Consider the following 16,504-nt stretch of genomic DNA (forward strand, 5'->3'; position numbering starts at 1 on the left):
TATTTTATAACGTTTGGTTGATTCGGCACCTTGTTGTTTTATAGCGATAGCTAAAATTGCAAAGCTGCTATTTCAACGTCGCCAGTGCATTATATAGCACAATATCCAACCCGTATACATCGCGGGCTGCTTTTAAATTACCTGAATTGTCAGTCCAGGCAGTTTGATAAGTTATAAGCACAGGCACTTTAGGACTGAGTGTAACTGAGGTTGGTTCAGGTTTATCCAGTTCCATATCTTTTGATATCAGGTCGAATTTTGGTCCTTCTCCAAATAAATTCAGCGCCAAACCTTTCGGGTCGCCAAGCCTAACGCAGCCGTGACTGATGGCGCGCATTGACATGCCGAACGCATTTTTAGCAGGAGTGTCGTGCAGGTAGACGCTGCTTTGGTTATTGAATAAAAATTTAATTTTCCCTAACGAGTTATCATCACCGGGCTTTTGTTTAAACTCATAATCAGCAGCCGTAGCGGTATCCCAGTCAATGTCATCCGGGTCAACCAGTTTACCGTCTTTATAAACATTAATGCCTTTGTTTTCCAGGTAGTAGCGGTCTTTCTTCGCTTCTACAATAATCTCTTTATTGGCTATACTTTGCGGAATATTCCAAACCGGGTTCACCTCCACACTATGTATCAGGCTGCTTAGTTGAGGTGTAGAGTGGCGGTTCGGTTTGTCAGTTTTACCGGTATCACTATAATTCATTAACGATTCGCTATAATTACTGTTGCGGCCCTGGCCTACACAAACCTTCATGTTTAGTGCCGATTTGCCGTTCTGCATCACATCAAGCTGAAACGCCGGGATGTTTACTTTGACGAATTTACCGGCATCAGGCATGTTCCGCCATCTTAAACGTTCAAGGTTAACAATTAGCAAACGTTTAGTTTCTTCCGGCGAAAAACCATCTGCTGCACTACCCGCAGCTAAAGCTTTTTGCAGCGTAATATATTCCGGCGATTTTGGCTGAATGCTGTCCAGGTAGGCTTTGAGGTCTGTAACCTGGAAAACTTTAGTCATGCCATTAGTATCAGGCCTTGGTGTAGGGATGTAATACCGCACATAGATAGATTTTGGATTGATCACACCATATTGCAAGGCATTTGAGTACCGCAGCAATGAATTGGCCGATAATATCTCCAGTTCGGCAATGTCATGGTATGCTTCATCAAGCGTTTTAATGCCTTTCTTATCATAAAACTTATTGACCAATTGCGCAATCTCTGACGCTTTGAATAATTCAGGATCCAGACCGTGTTGTGCGGCATTTTGGTAATAGGTCACCGCTGTATTCAGGTCTTTGTTGAAAATATGATCCATCACAAAAACCGGATCATAGCCGTTTTGCTCGTAAAAATTGCTGATAAATGTACCGTAAGTAAGGTTATGCTTTTCGTCGGCCAATACTTTTTGAAATACCTCGGCAAGGCCATCGGGTGTAACATCTTTAAAAACTTTATTTTTAGTTTTTTTGTAAAGGGTCTGCCCCATATCTGAGCGGCTTTTTTTACAGCCGGGAAAAAGTAAGGCGGCCGCCAGGAGCATTATACATAGTTTGATGTAGGTTTTTGTACTTGTTATCATAGAGTTTAAATTAAACGCGTCGATTATTGCAATACCTATACCATTTAATTAAATAAGCGCATAATATTTGCTGAAAAAACATGCTTAATAAAAATATTTATGGAAAACGATAGAAAGTTGGAGGTTTGGCTCCGCGGGCCGCTGGAAGGTATTTCGCCGTTGTTACAGCCTGTTGCCCACGCTTTACTGCAAGCGCGGGAGGAGGTTAACCGCTTAATGGCCGATTTCCCGGAGATATTATTGTGGGTAACGCCGGTGGGCATGGCCTCGCCGGGTTTTCACCTGCAACATATGGCCGGCGTGCTCGACCGCCTGTTTACCTATGCACGCAGTGAAGCTTTAACTGAACACCAGCTCCATAAACTGTCGCTTGAAGGACAAATGCCCGAAATAGGCTACAGTGTAAACACTTTACTGGAAATTTTTAACCGGCAGGTTGACGATGCTATCACGCAGTTAAGTAGTGTTGACGAAATTACGCTGACTGACAAACGGGCCGTTGGACGCGCTAAATTACCATCGACAGTTATAGGGCTTTACACCCATGCTGCCGAGCACATTATGCGGCACCTCGGCCAGCTTTTGGTAACCGCCAGAATGTTAAGAGGATAAAAGCGGTAAAACATATTTTAAATTCCGCCCGGCAATTTTGTATTTTGGTATGCTGCCCGCTAACCTCATATAGCCAACCATTATGCAAGAGAAGAAAACCAACACAGAGATAAGCCGCCGTAAGTTTGTGGAACTTGCCGGTGCTGCATCGGCCATAGGTTTGATGCCTAAAAGTACGTTAGCTGCAAATCTGGATTATAAAAAAGCTTCAGGCACCCCAAATATCGGCAATACACCTAAGGAAAATGCCTTGCCGGTAAACCAGATAGCTGAGGTGCTTGAAAACAAAACAATTTGCGTTGAACCCGGGCGCTTCCAAATTTCACTTACTAATGAGCTGGACGTTAACGGGCATCTGGTTAGCAAAGGATTAGTAATGGAGCCTAACCGTTATCTGGGGTGGCCAACTATTCTTAAAAGCAACACAGGCAGATTATTTGTTGTTTTTTCAGGCGATCGCGATTCGCATGTTTGTCCTTATGGAAAAACACAGGTAATTATATCTGACGATAACGGCAAGACCTGGTCAAGCCCCGCCATTATTAACAACACGGCGTTAGATGACCGCGACGCAGGTATCATTCAGACGAAAAAAGGAACCCTGGTAATGAGTTGGTTCACTTCGCTGGCTTTTGAAGATCCGTCGAGAGGCGCTACTTACGCCAAATATGCGCGCATTGGTGAAAAGATTCCTATTGAAACTAAAAAGCAATTGCTGGGCAACTGGACAAGGCGATCAGAAGACGGCGGCAAAACCTGGCTGTCGCCAAGCCGCACCAATGGCACTGCTCCGCACGGCCCCATAGCATTAAAAAACGGCGATTTGCTATATATTGCAACGGGCACTTACCAGGGCAAAGCAGGTATCATTGTCGAACGGTCGGCCGACGATGGCCGCACCTGGATGGTAACCGGCAAAATTGAAAAGCCTGAAGGTTTGCAATCCTCATTGACAGAGCCCCACGTAGTTGAGCTCAAATCCGGAAAATTGATTGCCATGATACGCAATGAACCGAAAGACCGTACGCAATGCTTTTTACTACAGTCTGAAAGTTTGGACGGTGGCAAAACCTGGTCGGTAATGAAAAGCACCGGCATATGGGGCTATCCGCCACATTTAAAACAGCTAAGCAATGGCTGGGTGTTGCTGGTGTATGGCGTGCGTAAACAGCCGTATAGCGAGCGGGCGTGTATCAGTAAAGATGAAGGCGCTACCTGGGATTATCAGAACGAAATTACCCTTTGCACTGCTGATAGTGCTGATCTGGGCTATCCATCAAGCGCGCAACTGGACGATGGTTCTATATTAACGGTTTATTACCAGGCGCCAAAAGCCGGTGAGCCGGCTTGTTTAATGAGCAGCCATTGGAAGTTGAAGTGATTAATTATCAAAAAACACCCCCGAAAAGGTAGGATATCCCGGGTTTTTAAAGCCATCGTAAAAAAATCGCGTTAAGCGCAGTTGTACATGCCCGCTTATGTTATAATTGAGATAGATACCGTTGTCAAAGTTGGAAATGATATTATAGTTTAACACCTTTTTGGTTATCGGGTCAATTGCTTCTACGAGCATTTGCCGGTGCTGATGCTGACAATCAAGTACATACAGGGATATCTTTTTCCTGGCGTGGTCGTTGATCTTGATATCTATAAGCTCATGTAAGGTCGCCGTGTTACCCGCGGCTATGCGGTTTTGTTTTTTGGCCGATGCATATAAAGCGCTGTTATCTGTTGTGTTTGGTGTTAAGATTTCAGGGCTATTGCCAATATAATTTAGGCTGATGCCCGCCGGTAGCTTGCGTTCGCCGCCAACAATATCATAACCTAACTTTCCATATTTCCCAACCCAATTGCCTTTGGTTTTTCTGTCGACGCCGTTAAAAGTTGTCGCTCCCGAGGCGGGTAGCTGATAGATGGTGCGAATGTTATTGATGTCTGTACCATGTGGAACGATACTTACACATTCGCCGGCATTCATTTTGAGGGTTATGGTGTGATTATGTATAGCCCGGTTAGTTTCTTTGAGCAGGATAGTATCGGGTTTGATAAGATAGACATCCGCACGTTTTATTTTGTCCCAGCTTTTAGGGAATGTCCAGGTATGTGTCGCCCCATTCAGGGAGTAGCTCATCATCTCTAAATGATCGAGCCAGTAAACCGGCATAAAAACGTCATAGCCTGATTTAATGAGATGGCCGTCCTGCGTAATGGTTTGCAGGCTGTCTTTATAGCTGCTACCGGTATTGTCAGAAAAACAGGCTGTGTATGCGCCATCATTCACCAAATATTTTTCGCGCAGCAATCGGTTTAAGTTAAAGTAGGTGAGGGTATGATGCGTAAACTCACGCTGCGCTCGTTCGGGGTGTCGTTGAAACTGGATATCCTCAAACTGAACGCTGCTGCCAAACACCTGCAGGGCCGGTTTAATATCCAGTTGTTGGTTCAATAGTTTATCATGAGCGATGTCGCGTCCGCCACACATCAAATAAGGCGGTACCTCCATCGGGTTTACGCCGAGCGAGTATTCGCCCCAGTCCCAGGTAATACCCTGCGACAAATAGCCGTATAGCTGTTTATCGCCATATTCGGCAATTAGTTGTATGCCGTATATGTCTTTGAGATAAAGCGCTATCTGTTTAATGGTATTGCGCTGGTCGTCCTTAGTATGATTATGATACGGGCTTGCCGGATACTGCGTGATGTTATCAAAGTAAAGCACGCCTGTTTCTTTCAATTGCGGAAAGGCCGCTATGAAAGCATCAATACGTTGCCTGGTAACGCCCGTGCTCCACTCATTCACCAAATCAACAAAATAACATTGCCGCCCCCACCATTTGGGGCCCCTTACATAGCTTCCATCTTTTTCTTTGCAGATCAGGTCTTTACCGGCATACAAACCCCATTGCGGGCTTTCCATATAAGCATCAAACGGGTTAACGTGGAAGGTGCAATGGGTATGGTATTTAGCGGCTTCTTTTATGAGCCAGTATAGGGCAGCTTTTCCTTTTAGTCCGCCGGGAGCAAACAATGTGGTATCTGCCGGCAACCACCACGGATATTGATGATCATGCCCGTCTTGCTGGTAGCCGCCCAGGATCACAATTTTGGGCAGCCCGCGGGTAATGTTGTCCAGTTGCCTGATATATTTTAAAACGGCGCCGAGATCGAGATTTGAAACCTGGTCGGGCGTGGCGCACCGCAGCATCACTTTAAAGGTCATGGTCTGTGAAAGGTCCCTGCCAAAGGGATAAGAAACCCGTGGTTGTTGCGCCAATAATTGCCCGGTCATTAACAACCAGACAAAAAGGAGAAAATATTTCATGCAGATGCTTAACCTAAGTTAAGCGCTTTACCACAATATTTAAAATAAAGGTGTTTCATTTTAACTGTTTCACTGCATTTTAGCAGAAAGCAGTAAAAAGTCATATAGTATTTATGAGCAGGGGTTTACAAGCTTTACCTTAAGCTTTGCTACTGTTTCAAAGTGTTTCACTGCTTTTGTTTAAAAAACTGATAATCAGTTTATAACAGTAAATTGGTGTTTCAAAGTGTTTCATATTTTCATGAAACACTTTGCGACTATTGAGGCAAAATAGTGTTGCGGTTACGCAGCCAGTGATCGGCCAGAACCAAAGCAGCCATGGCTTCAACAATAGGTACGGCGCGCGGCACTACGCAAGGATCATGGCGGCCCTTGCCTGATATCTCGGCCGCATTACCTTGGGCATCAACCGTAGCCTGGTTGTGCATAATGGTAGCCACCGGTTTAAAGGCAACTTTAAAATCAATAGGCATACCATTGCTGATACCGCCCTGTATGCCACCCGAGTAGTTGGTTATAGTGCGGACGCCTGTATCAGAAGTGATGAAAATATCGTTATGCTCAGAACCGCGCATCTCGCTGCCCTCAAAGCCCGACCCAAACTCGAAGCCGTGCACTGCATTGATGCTTAGCATAGCTTTGCCTAAGTCGGCGTGCAGTTTGTCAAATACCGGTTCACCCAAACCAACAGGGCAGTTCAATATGTGGCAGCTTACTTTACCGCCTACAGTATCACCGTCTTTACGTACTGAATCAATAAAGGCAATCATTTCTTCGGCTGTCGCCGGATCAGCGCAACGCACGATGTTCTTTTCACGATCGGCTATAAATTCCTGCGCGCTTTTGATCTCTACATTTGGCGCATTTATCTTGCCTACGCTGCTTACGTGCGCTACAATCTCAATTCCCTGCGATTTCAATAGCAACTTAGCCAGAGCGCCTGCTGCTACCCGGGCCGCAGTCTCGCGCGCCGACGAGCGGCCGCCCCCGCGGTGGTCGCGGATACCATACTTGGTTTGGTAGGTGTAATCGGCATGCGAAGGGCGGAATACATTGGTATTATGGCTGTAGTCCTTACTGCGCTGATCTTCATTCGGTATCAGCATCATAATTGGCGTACCGGTGGTTTTACCTTCAAACACACCCGAAAGAATGCGTACGGTGTCGCTCTCTTTGCGCTGGGTAGTAATCTTTGACTGACCCGGCTTGCGTTTATGCAATTCAGCTTGAATATAGTCCAGGTCGACCGGTAACTGCGACGGGCAGCCGTCAATGATTACGCCTATAGCCTCGCCATGCGATTCGCCAAATGTGGTTATCCTGAATAATTGTCCGAATGAATTACCTGCCATTTTATAATGAGTAAATGAGTGATTTGCGAATGAGTGAATTGTAGATGCGTTGTTATTTAAAAAGGATTGCATCCGGCGCTAACAACAAACGCCTGGGATGCAATCTCTTTTGTATTATATGTCTTTTACTTCAAAACCTACTTTTTCAAGATCGGTCCAGAAGGCAGGATATGATTTTTCAACTACCATGGCGTCTTCAACTTCTAGTTCAGGAACTATCAGCGCCAGTGGTGCAAAAGCCATAGCCATGCGATGGTCGTCATAAGTGTTAATAAACATTCGTTCGGGGATAAATTTACCGCTACAGTCAAGGGTGTAGGTTTCATTATCCTCAATTAGCTTAACACCCATTTTGGCCAGCTCGTTTTGCAAAGCTGCTATACGGTCGGTTTCTTTAATTTTTAAAGTCTCCAAGCCGGTAAAGGTAACCTCATGATTCAGGGCTGCACATACCACTACGATGGTTTGCGCCAGGTCAGGGCACTTCTTTAAGTCAAACTCTTTGCGTACTATTTGCTTAGGCTCTTTTTTAATATGCACGCCGCCGTCTCTAAACTGCGAGGTAATACCAAAATTAGCCATGATCTCAGCGATCACGCTGTCGCCCTGTAAGCTGTAAGCCGTTAAGCCGTGCAAGAACAAATCAGCTTCATCAGCTAAAGCAGCTATGGAGTACCAGTATGATGCAGCGCTCCAGTCAGGTTCAACCGGTAAGCTGGTTTCTTTAAACTCCTGGTGCGGGATGTTGATCACATTGTCATTCCACTCGTGCTTAATACCAGCCTGCTCCAGCATCCCCAAGGTCATCTCCACATATGGGCGCGATGTTAAATCGCCTTCAATATGTACTTCCAAACCCATAGGCAGTTTTGGAGCGATGAGTAACAACGCAGTGATATATTGGCTGCTGATGCTGCCTTTAATGCTAATCTTATCAGTAGCCTGCTTAATATTGCCTTTGATACGAATAGGAGGGTAGCCATCGTTCTCCTCATAGCTGATCTCTGCACCCAGTTTACGTAAAGCGTCAACCAATATACCTATCGGGCGTTGCTTCATTCGCTCGCTGCCTGTTAGGATAACCTCTTCATCCTGCAAAGTATAATAAGCAGTCAGAAAACGCATAGCTGTACCGGCAGGGCCGATATTCACAATTTTATGCTCTGCTAGTTGTTTAATAGGTTGCGACTCATAACCAGCGGGTTGCAAAGTCAAGCCCAAAACCTTTTGCAGGGTAACGGTGTCGGCAGCGTCTGATATATTTTCAACACGCACCTTTCCGTCGCTCAGCGCCTCAATAACTAATGCGCGGTTGCACTCGCTTTTCGAGCCGGTTAGGTGTACCTCGCCTTTGGCTACTTTATCTTTTTTAGTAAGCAGAATGTTCTGGCTCATTGTAATATTAAACGTGAGTAAGTTTCTCAGCTTGCTGACCTGCTGCCTGACCTTCGTTCATGATCTCAGTTTGTCTGCGGATAGACTCAGTGTGCAACAACTCTAATAATTTCTCGGTAAAATCCGGGCTTAATTTCAGGGCTTTGCCGTAGTTAACGCGTTTGTTTAATATTTCGTCCCAACGGTTTACCTGCAAAATGGTAATGTTGTTCTCTTTTTTGTAAGTACCAATCTGCTCAGCAATTTTCATACGCTCAGCAATTTTCTGAATAAGCAGGTCGTCAATCTTATCGATATTGTTCCGCAGCTCAGCCAATTTATCGTTAACCTGCGCATTGTTGGTATCAGGTTTACGTAAAGTTAAATGGTCAATCAAATCAGACAAAGCAGCGGGAGTAACTTGCTGTTTAGCATCGGTCCAGGCAACGCTTGGATCAATGTGCGACTCGATCATTAAACCTTGCATATCCAGATCCAATGCTTTTTGAGACACATAGCCAATCAAATCGCGGTTACCGCTGATGTGACTTGGATCGCAAATTATTGGCAGGTGAGGTGCTAGGGTTTTCAGGTGAATAGCAATATCCCACATTGGCTCATTACGGAAAGCGGATTTTTCGTATGATGAGAAACCACGGTGAATAGCAGCCAGTTTAGTAATGCCTGCGTTATTAATACGCTCAATAGCGCCAATCCACAAAGAAATATCAGGGTTAACAGGGTTTTTAACCATTACAGGCACGTCATGACCTTTAAGGGCATCAGCAATTTCCTGAACGGTGAAAGGGTTAGCGGTTGAACGGGCACCCACCCATAAAATATCAACGCCTGCAGCTAAAGCTTCTTCAACGTGTTTGGCGGTAGCAACTTCAACTGCGGTAGGTAAACCGGTTTCAGCTTTAGCACGTTTTAACCACTCTAAGCCAATACTGCCAATACCTTCAAACTCGCCCGGACGGGTACGTGGTTTCCATATACCTGCACGCAACGCAGTAACGCGGCCTGTGTTTTTTAATAAATGAGCGGTGGCTACTAATTGATCTTCAGTTTCTGCACTGCACGGGCCTGAAATTAGTAACGGTTCTTTAGTTGCGGTTATCCAAGAACTTAGTGGTTGGATGTTTAAATTAAGTTTCATTTTTGTTGTTGTTATAATATCTTGACTTATTTACTATCTTTTGCCAGCTTTTTTATGTTGATATATTTGCGCTCGGGTTTAGCGGGCGACGTTTTGATACTTCTTTCTGGGGCAATCTCTTCTTCGTAGCGTTTGTATTCACCCAGTATATTAAAGTTGTGGGTGTATTTTAAGATCTGTTTTACCGCACTGTCGTATTGCTTGGTTTCTTCCCACTCCACGTCTACATAAAAGTTGTACTCGTTACGTTTGCCCAATACCGGCATCGACTGTATTTTGCTCATGTTAACGCTTTGGTTGGCAAATATGTTAAGCACTTTGGCCAAAGCGCCAACCTGATTACTTACCTGGAAACATAGCGAAGCCTTATTTGCTGTGGTTTTAACTACGTTTTCATGCGTAGTTAAGATTAAAAAGCGGGTAAAGTTTTTCTTGTTCGATTCAATACGACGCTCCAGAATATCCAACCCGTAAAGTTTAGCTGCTAAAGTATTAGCGATGGCTACGGTATCGGTTAATTTTTCGTCGTGGATGCGTTTTGCGCAAGCTGCGGTATCAACGCTTTCTACAATTTTTAAATGCGGATACTCGTCAAAAAAATCAATACACTGGCGGATGGCGATAGGATGCGAGGTCACATATTTAATCTGATCAAACGACACGCCCGGCAAAGCCATCAGGTGTAATTGTATAGGCAGGTAAATTTCTCCGATAACCGGGAAATTGTAGTTTAATAACAACGAGTAGTTAGGTAATATACTGCCCGCAATGCTATTTTCTATCGCCATTACCACATAGTCGGCCTGGTTATTTTCCAGAGCGTCAAATGTTTGCTTGAAAGAGTTGCACTCAATAGTCTGGATATTTTCGCCAAAATATTTAAAGGCCGCCTCTTCGTGGAACGAAGCGCGGATACCTTGTATAGCAACTCTTGGTTTTTCTTTCTTCATAATGTTATTAAAGCAAAAAGTCCCGGCTGTTTGGGCCGGGACTTTTCAGTTTCTTTATATGATTGTTAATGCATATCAGTCCCGGCTCTTACTGGTAAAGTAAAAGTAGTAGCCATAAAAATATGCAGCGTTTAATTTCATTTGGTTTGTTAATTTCTGGCGTAAAAATAGGAGTAATAAACTACTTTGTCAATAGATTATTTTAATTATTTGAAAATAATTAAGTCTAAACAAATTTTATATTGAAAAATGAGATTTGAGGGTAGTTTGTTTGGTCTGAAGCTCATTAATTCAGCGATGCTTGTAATTTCAACGCCGCTTCATTTTTGGGATTTATTTTTAGAGACTTGTTTAAATATATTTTAGCTTGACTTATATTTTTTAAATAAAAATAACCTTTAGCGATTTCAGCATTAACACTATCGTCTGTCTTGCTCCAATGGCCTAAAACTATATGTTTTCCGGTGAGCATTGACTTTAATAGCGCTATACCTTTATCAACATCTATATTTTTGTCGATATACCGGTAACCTATAACATACAGCATGCTTTCATTTTTTGCTTTTGTATTTAGGTACCCTTCCTGCAATATTTTTAATGCTTCATCTGGTTTTGCATCGAGGTCATAAACTTTAGCTAGCTGAAAATAAACACTGATGTCATCCATATATGATTTTCCGGTGTTTTGTTTTTTCAGTAACGCCATTTGATAAGCCTTTTCTGCGTTTTGATACAAACCTTTGGACATAAGCTCATATCCCACAACAAACAGATCGATGTCCATGCATTGTTTCATGCTGTTTACCGAATCAATAAACGCTTTAATCTCGCTATCAGTGGATTTACTTATATCAGAATTACTCAGAATTTGATAAATTAATTCATTATAGTTGATATTACCATATTTCTCCGTCTTTTCTGTTAACACAGCGTTGTAATAAGTAGCTAAAGCTTCATCAGAACGCTTTTTCCTTACTATATTATAGTTCTTAAAAGCAAATAAAAGCGCCTCAGGCAAAGCATAAAGTATGCTATAAGAGTGAATTGCATTGTTGAAATTTTCTTTTTGTATGTTGATATAAGGAGATTTCTTCAGCGAGTCGACCAATTGATTTGCGAATTTGACTCTTTCGGGGATGTCATTTGCAATTGCTATAAAATAGGCGGTTGTATCTTTTACTTTAGCTGTATAGGATGAAAAATCGGGTGTGTAATAAATGGGGCGCTCTAATGAAAAATTCAAATAAGTATTGAAAAGCGAGGGATCATTACGAAGAATATAATTGATATAATCTGCTCCCTGCGAAAGGCCCGCTGCTACTTTTAGATTTGCCGTATTATACGTTTTATCAATGTAGGGGATAAGTTCGTTTTTAACAAAACCGTAATATTTAACCCCTTCAGCATCGAGGTTAGTGCTTTTGTAGTGATCATTGCCGCCCTTTATATCAGCATGAACCACTAAAAGAGCAGGTATATCCCACATATTGCTTGCTGTGGCGGCAATATAATTAGCATGATCATAAATAAACTCGTAAACAACGGGATATTTTTCTGTTTTTGAATAGTTTTTAGGCAAGTAAACTTCTATAGCAACACTGTCTTTTACATATGTAGAAAAAATTTTCTTGGTTATCAGTGTTTGAGCGTTTGCACTTATCGAAAGTAAAGCAAATAGAAATAAGGTAAATAAAGTTCTTTTCATCTTTTACAGCATTATTGAAACCAACCTGGTAAGTGTAAATATGTGGTTGTTCCTTGCCTATAAGACGTACTGTTTAATAAGGAAGTTGCACAGACTTAGATATCAATGCTGAAAAGTAAATGTTACCAAAAAAAATACCCGGCTGGTATAGCCGGGTATTTTTCGGTACTATCTATTTAAAGAATCAATTATAAGTTAGCATAGTAGTTTACACCTTCAATTAGTTCTTCCGGTGTACAAATATTGTCAATATTAAACTGACCGATTTTGCCTAACAAAGTGCAATTAATCTTGCCGTTCTGATTTTTCTTGTCTTTTTGCATGTATTCTATCAAAATGGCAGTATCTGCTTTTTTGAGATCGTAACGGGGATATAGTTCAATTAAACTTCTGATTTTTATGGTTACTTAGTTCATCATCGAAGACTGCCACTGCTACATAATTGCGATTTAACCATTAAAACACACATAAAGCATAAGCGGATCCTGGCTTTTAAAAGTTCGGATCAGGCTATTCTCTTCGCGGTCAGCCAGGAAGGTGGCGTTACATCATACAAGTCTTCCGCCTGATCGTGGTGACGCGCTCCAATAAATTCATACGCGGTCATGATCAATTTAGCAAACAAATCATTAATTTGGCCGTTAAATCAATACAAGTTAACGCATATGATGAGCAAGGAAGAACTACTGGACGGTCTGGAACTACTGTACACCGGTAAAGCTTTTAAAGGCTTTACGGAGGATAACCCATTTGTCACCTTTTTAGGTTATGCCAAGCGAAGCCGCTCACGTATCTGGGTCAAGTACGGCGGTAAACGGATCTTTACTTCGTTACGCCACGTCATGCTCAAACGGGATGCGTTGTCAATTTAAGTCATAAGATTCCCGGATATAGACGAACAGTTCAGGGCGGATATCGTCAGCCGAAGAAATCCGAATATGATTCTCGAACTTCCTACCCGCCGCAACGCATTTGATGACCGGTTTTTCTTTATGCTCCGCCGCCGAATAGAATTTAATATCCAGCTCCTTTTTCATTGGCCGGATGATCAAAAAGCCGACCCGTCGGGTGAACACGATACAATTGGGTGTAACGCCGATCAACACCTTCGGCCAGTCTGCTACCTCCGCCAGGATCTTATCAAAAGCTAAAACCAGCTCCGGCGAGCGACCCTCGAACAAACTGTCAAGGCTTACCCGCTGGCAATAATGCCGGTAATCTTTCCAGGGCAATTCGCGGTCGCAGTTTGGGCAGGTCCAGCTCATATTCATAAAAACGGCCCAGGCACCATATTAGTTTGCCTTATTTGCTTTTTCGGCTGGCGACGATGCGCTGGCGGTGATTGATCCCCCAAACCTTCAGTTCATGCAACACCTGCTGTAAAGACCGGCTGTAATCGGTTATTTCATACGTCACGGTAACCGGAACCGTTGGGATAACCCGGCGGATCACAAATTCATTCAGCTCCAATTCCTTCAGTTCTTTCGACAATATTTTAGGCGTGATATCGCCCAGCGTGCGTTGGATATCCTTAAAGCGGGCCGGGCCTTCGGTTAACGCAAACAGTAGCGGCAATTTCCATTTACCATTCAGTACATATAAAGCATCCCGGATGCCAGTGACCCCTTCGCTGCAGGCATTCTGCCCGCAGGGATGGTCCCCGCCAAGGCCATTGGTCAGATCTGTTTTCATACAGCAAAGATAAGCAGTATCCCAAATGATACCGGTATCCTTTGGGATAGTACTATCTTTTTGAAAGCCAGGCTTTTTACGTTTGCGTTGTAAAAAAACACAAAAGCATATGAAAAAAATATTGCATATCATTTCGAGCCCCAAGGGCCAAGCCTCTTTCAGTATTAAACTGGGAAACGCGGTAATTGAACAGCTCAAAGCCGCTTATCCCGGTAGCACGGTCAAGGTCCGTGATCTTACCCAAACCCCATTTCCTCACCTGGAAGAAGCCACGCTGGCCGCATTTTATACGCCCGCTTCCGAACAAACTACCGCGACCAAAGCAGCCCTCCAGCATTCTGATGAAGCCATCGCAGAGCTGATGGCAGCAGATGTGATCGTGATCGGTGCTCCCTTATGGAATTTTAGTATCCCGTCAGTACTCAAAGCGTGGATCGATCACATTGCCAGGGCAGGGATAACCTTTAAATACAGCGACGCCGGAGCGGAAGGTCTGGTGAAAGGTAAGACCGTGTATGTCGCCATGGCTTCTGGCGGGGTTTATTCCAGCGGGCCGTACCAGGTCTACGACTATGTATCTACCTACCTGAAAAGCGTACTTGGTTTTATGGGCATGACCGATCTTAAGGTCTTCCGGGCAGAGGGCGTGGCCTATCCGGCACAGGCGGAAGCCGCCCTGCAAAAAGGCCTGGACAGTATCGCGCTCTGATCAAATTTAAAGGAGAACGACCGGCCAACGTTCTCCTTTATTGCGTTGAAACTATTGCCTGTTAATTTTCCGCTGCGTTATAAATTGGTAAACAGATCCTGCTATAAATAGTATGAAAATAACAAGTAGTGTTTTTGCTATGACAGGGTCTGTGGGTGCCTTAGCCAGCGGATGTCCGACCGGAACACGGGTCAACGTTTCATTAACCGTGGGAATCCAGGATAAGAAAAAACTAAAAGACAAAAGGAAATTCTCAAAAAACCGGGCTTTTGTATTCCCTTGTTTTCTTGAATTAAGCAGAAAAGCTATTACCACCAATACGACGATGAACAGAGCAAAAATATGCCCGGCATTGAAACCGCCATGTTTGGATATGCCTAATGCTGTTAACGAGGTAACAACAGTTGTATAAAAATAGATCTTGCCGGTATTATGCCTTAGGTTTATTTTGCCGAACCTAACGTAAGATATCACAGCGGCAATAATGGCTGTGATACCTATGATCGTATGAAAAATGCCTAAATTAGATAAGCCCATTTTAATAAAAATTGAAGATTGCTGTAATTAAAAAGATTAAGATATCAGGCGAGCGTCTGAACTGATTGGTATGTTCAATACTTTTGAGATCAGGCAATTCTTTTCAGCACCACTTACGATAGCTTCAAAATCAGCAGCATCAATGCCCGGTACCACACCAGTAATCGCAAGATGGATACTTTTAATAGCAACACCTTCCATTAATAAAGTGGCTTCAGTATCCAACGATGTCGGGTTGAATCCTTTTTCTGTTAACCCTAAGCTAACGGCCATGGTAAAACATCCGGCATGTGCTGCGGCCAACAATTCTTCCGGATTGGTACCTGTCTCTTCGCCTGTGAAGCGGGTTTTGAAACTGTAATTGGTTTGGTTTAAAATTTCGCTTTGGGTACTTAACTGGCCTTTACCTTCTTTAATTGTGCCTTCCCAATGTGCTTTTGCTGTGCGTTTCATGTTGTTTATGATTTAATTTTTGATTGTCGATATTGACAATACAAAGGTGCAGCACAGCCAGGAAACACGTTTTGTTATTCAGGTCAATTACTTGGCAATTTGGTTCAGCCGGTAATGGGTTGGAGAGAGGTGGTATTTATCATGAAAGCTTTTGGTAAAATTAGCCAGATCATTAAACCCACACTGATAGGCAATGTCAGCAATGCGGTTATCAGAAGCCAAAAGCAGTTCTGCAGCTTTCTCCAGTTTTTTATTCTTGATATAATTTGCTGGTGTGTCGTTGTATAATTTGGCGAACTCTCTTTTAAATGACGAAACACTTAAGTTGGTTTTTTGCGCCAACTCTTCAATGTTGATCTGTGAAAACAGATGAGCTTCGATAATTTGTTTAAAGGAAAATTTTGCGGGCGAAAAAAGTTGAGATAAAATAACCTGAATGGTTTCCAGCTGCTGCGTTTGGGATAATAAAAGAATGATCTCCTTTAATTTTAAGATCAATATCTCCTCATTTACCAGTGATGGGTTCTCAAAATAAAAAAGCAGCCCCTCAATATACTTATGGATCAGGAAATCATTATTGATCCTCTCGTGAGATTGATTGGATATAGATTTGCCCGGTTGAATGATAGCGGGGAGTTCCCTTTCATAAATTTTCTTTAAGATTTCCGGGTGAAAGGTCACAATGACCACTTCACCCACGCCGGTGTCTCTGGTATTGCGAATTCGTTTCCCGGAGTTAAGGCAATTCAATAACAGCGAATGGTTAACAGGAATATCTGTATGGTCATCCTCAAATTGAAATTGCATTTCACCCTGCAAAACATATAAAAAGCAGGCGCGCTCTTCTACCGGGAAATCATATGCAAAGGGAGGTTTTACCACCAACTTTTGGAGGAACGGCTTTCCAAGCAGATCGATCTTTTTATAATTGTTTTGCATTTTCTTAAATACTCTCCACGGATGTGCTAAAATACCAAAAAAACGGATGCTTGCGGAACCTGATGCGTCGCTTGATCTGGATATATTCATTCATTGTGCGGCAAAACCATGAGTA

17 protein-coding genes are annotated in these 16,504 nt (G+C 43.1%); 5 read left to right on the forward strand and 12 right to left on the reverse strand.

The window, feature by feature from the left end:
- Positions 1 to 67: 67 nt before the first annotated feature.
- Complete coding sequence (locus ACFS5N_RS17040; RefSeq protein ID WP_377188378.1) at positions 68 to 1,585, reverse strand: L,D-transpeptidase family protein; 1,518 nt, start codon at positions 1,583 to 1,585, stop codon at positions 68 to 70.
- Between the two features lie 99 nt (positions 1,586 to 1,684).
- Between ACFS5N_RS17040 and ACFS5N_RS17045 the strand changes: the two genes are divergently transcribed.
- Positions 1,685 to 2,197, forward strand: coding sequence for a DinB family protein (locus ACFS5N_RS17045; protein WP_377188381.1), 513 nt, complete (start codon positions 1,685 to 1,687; stop codon positions 2,195 to 2,197).
- An 82-nt stretch (positions 2,198 to 2,279) separates the two neighbouring features.
- Positions 2,280 to 3,578, forward strand: coding sequence for a sialidase family protein (locus tag ACFS5N_RS17050; RefSeq protein WP_377188384.1), 1,299 nt, complete (start codon positions 2,280 to 2,282; stop codon positions 3,576 to 3,578).
- On the opposite strand, the gene ACFS5N_RS17055 is transcribed toward ACFS5N_RS17050, so the two are convergent.
- The 7 genes from ACFS5N_RS17055 to ACFS5N_RS17085 all read right to left on the reverse strand — a co-directional run bounded on the left by ACFS5N_RS17055 (position 3,579) and on the right by ACFS5N_RS17085 (position 12,382).
- Entirely contained in the window at positions 3,579 to 5,519 is a 1,941-nt protein-coding gene (locus ACFS5N_RS17055) for an endo-alpha-N-acetylgalactosaminidase family protein (protein WP_377188387.1), read from the reverse strand. It abuts the gene before it with no gap.
- A 257-nt stretch (positions 5,520 to 5,776) separates the two neighbouring features.
- Positions 5,777 to 6,871 (reverse strand): chorismate synthase, encoded by a 1,095-nt coding sequence (aroC, locus tag ACFS5N_RS17060; RefSeq protein ID WP_377188390.1) that lies wholly within the window; start codon positions 6,869 to 6,871, stop codon positions 5,777 to 5,779.
- Between the two features lie 114 nt (positions 6,872 to 6,985).
- Positions 6,986 to 8,266: a 3-phosphoshikimate 1-carboxyvinyltransferase gene (gene aroA, locus ACFS5N_RS17065; RefSeq protein ID WP_377188393.1), complete on the reverse strand. Its 1,281-nt coding sequence runs from the start codon at positions 8,264 to 8,266 to the stop codon at positions 6,986 to 6,988.
- 7 nt (positions 8,267 to 8,273) lie between these two features.
- Positions 8,274 to 9,404: a chorismate mutase gene (locus ACFS5N_RS17070; RefSeq protein ID WP_377188396.1), complete on the reverse strand. Its 1,131-nt coding sequence runs from the start codon at positions 9,402 to 9,404 to the stop codon at positions 8,274 to 8,276.
- Positions 9,405 to 9,430: 26 nt separating this feature from the next.
- Positions 9,431 to 10,354, reverse strand: a complete 924-nt coding sequence (locus ACFS5N_RS17075; protein ID WP_377188399.1) for a prephenate dehydratase — start codon at positions 10,352 to 10,354, stop codon at positions 9,431 to 9,433.
- 286 nt (positions 10,355 to 10,640) lie between these two features.
- The gene (locus tag ACFS5N_RS17080; protein ID WP_377188402.1) at positions 10,641 to 12,059 is read right to left on the reverse strand and encodes an alpha/beta hydrolase-fold protein; all 1,419 of its coding nucleotides are present in this window, start codon (positions 12,057 to 12,059) and stop codon (positions 10,641 to 10,643) included.
- A 188-nt stretch (positions 12,060 to 12,247) separates the two neighbouring features.
- Positions 12,248 to 12,382 carry a hypothetical protein gene (locus ACFS5N_RS17085; protein ID WP_377188404.1) on the reverse strand — a complete coding sequence of 45 codons (135 nt, stop codon included), beginning with the start codon at positions 12,380 to 12,382 and terminating at the stop codon, positions 12,248 to 12,250.
- Between the two features lie 282 nt (positions 12,383 to 12,664).
- Between ACFS5N_RS17085 and ACFS5N_RS17090 the strand changes: the two genes are divergently transcribed.
- On the forward strand, positions 12,665 to 12,931 hold the full coding sequence (locus tag ACFS5N_RS17090; RefSeq protein WP_377188407.1) for a hypothetical protein: 267 nt from the start codon (positions 12,665 to 12,667) through the stop codon (positions 12,929 to 12,931).
- Here the strand turns inward: ACFS5N_RS17090 and ACFS5N_RS17095 are convergent.
- Both ACFS5N_RS17095 and ACFS5N_RS17100 read right to left on the reverse strand, forming a co-directional pair.
- The gene (locus tag ACFS5N_RS17095) at positions 12,923 to 13,324 is read right to left on the reverse strand and encodes a DUF5655 domain-containing protein (protein WP_377188410.1); all 402 of its coding nucleotides are present in this window, start codon (positions 13,322 to 13,324) and stop codon (positions 12,923 to 12,925) included. The two genes, ACFS5N_RS17090 and ACFS5N_RS17095, sit on opposite strands and share 9 nt — an antisense overlap.
- A gap of 37 nt (positions 13,325 to 13,361) precedes the next feature.
- The gene (locus tag ACFS5N_RS17100) at positions 13,362 to 13,751 is read right to left on the reverse strand and encodes a winged helix-turn-helix transcriptional regulator (RefSeq protein WP_377188413.1); all 390 of its coding nucleotides are present in this window, start codon (positions 13,749 to 13,751) and stop codon (positions 13,362 to 13,364) included.
- A 109-nt stretch (positions 13,752 to 13,860) separates the two neighbouring features.
- Between ACFS5N_RS17100 and ACFS5N_RS17105 the strand changes: the two genes are divergently transcribed.
- Together ACFS5N_RS17105 and ACFS5N_RS17110 are read left to right on the forward strand one after the other, a co-directional pair.
- On the forward strand, positions 13,861 to 14,460 hold the full coding sequence (locus ACFS5N_RS17105; protein WP_377188416.1) for an FMN-dependent NADH-azoreductase: 600 nt from the start codon (positions 13,861 to 13,863) through the stop codon (positions 14,458 to 14,460).
- A 112-nt stretch (positions 14,461 to 14,572) separates the two neighbouring features.
- Positions 14,573 to 14,872: a hypothetical protein gene (locus ACFS5N_RS17110; RefSeq protein WP_377188419.1), complete on the forward strand. Its 300-nt coding sequence runs from the start codon at positions 14,573 to 14,575 to the stop codon at positions 14,870 to 14,872.
- Positions 14,873 to 15,033: 161 nt separating this feature from the next.
- Here the strand turns inward: ACFS5N_RS17110 and ACFS5N_RS17115 are convergent, their stop codons facing one another.
- Together ACFS5N_RS17115 and ACFS5N_RS17120 are read right to left on the reverse strand one after the other, a co-directional pair.
- Positions 15,034 to 15,450, reverse strand: a complete 417-nt coding sequence (locus tag ACFS5N_RS17115) for an OsmC family protein (protein WP_377188422.1) — start codon at positions 15,448 to 15,450, stop codon at positions 15,034 to 15,036.
- Positions 15,451 to 15,537: 87 nt separating this feature from the next.
- Complete coding sequence (locus ACFS5N_RS17120) at positions 15,538 to 16,479, reverse strand: helix-turn-helix domain-containing protein (protein ID WP_377188425.1); 942 nt, start codon at positions 16,477 to 16,479, stop codon at positions 15,538 to 15,540.
- Between the last annotated feature and the right edge of the window lie 25 nt (positions 16,480 to 16,504).

The sequence above is a fragment of the Mucilaginibacter ximonensis genome (assembly GCF_042686265.1).
In the GTDB taxonomy this organism is placed as follows: domain Bacteria; phylum Bacteroidota; class Bacteroidia; order Sphingobacteriales; family Sphingobacteriaceae; genus Mucilaginibacter; species Mucilaginibacter ximonensis.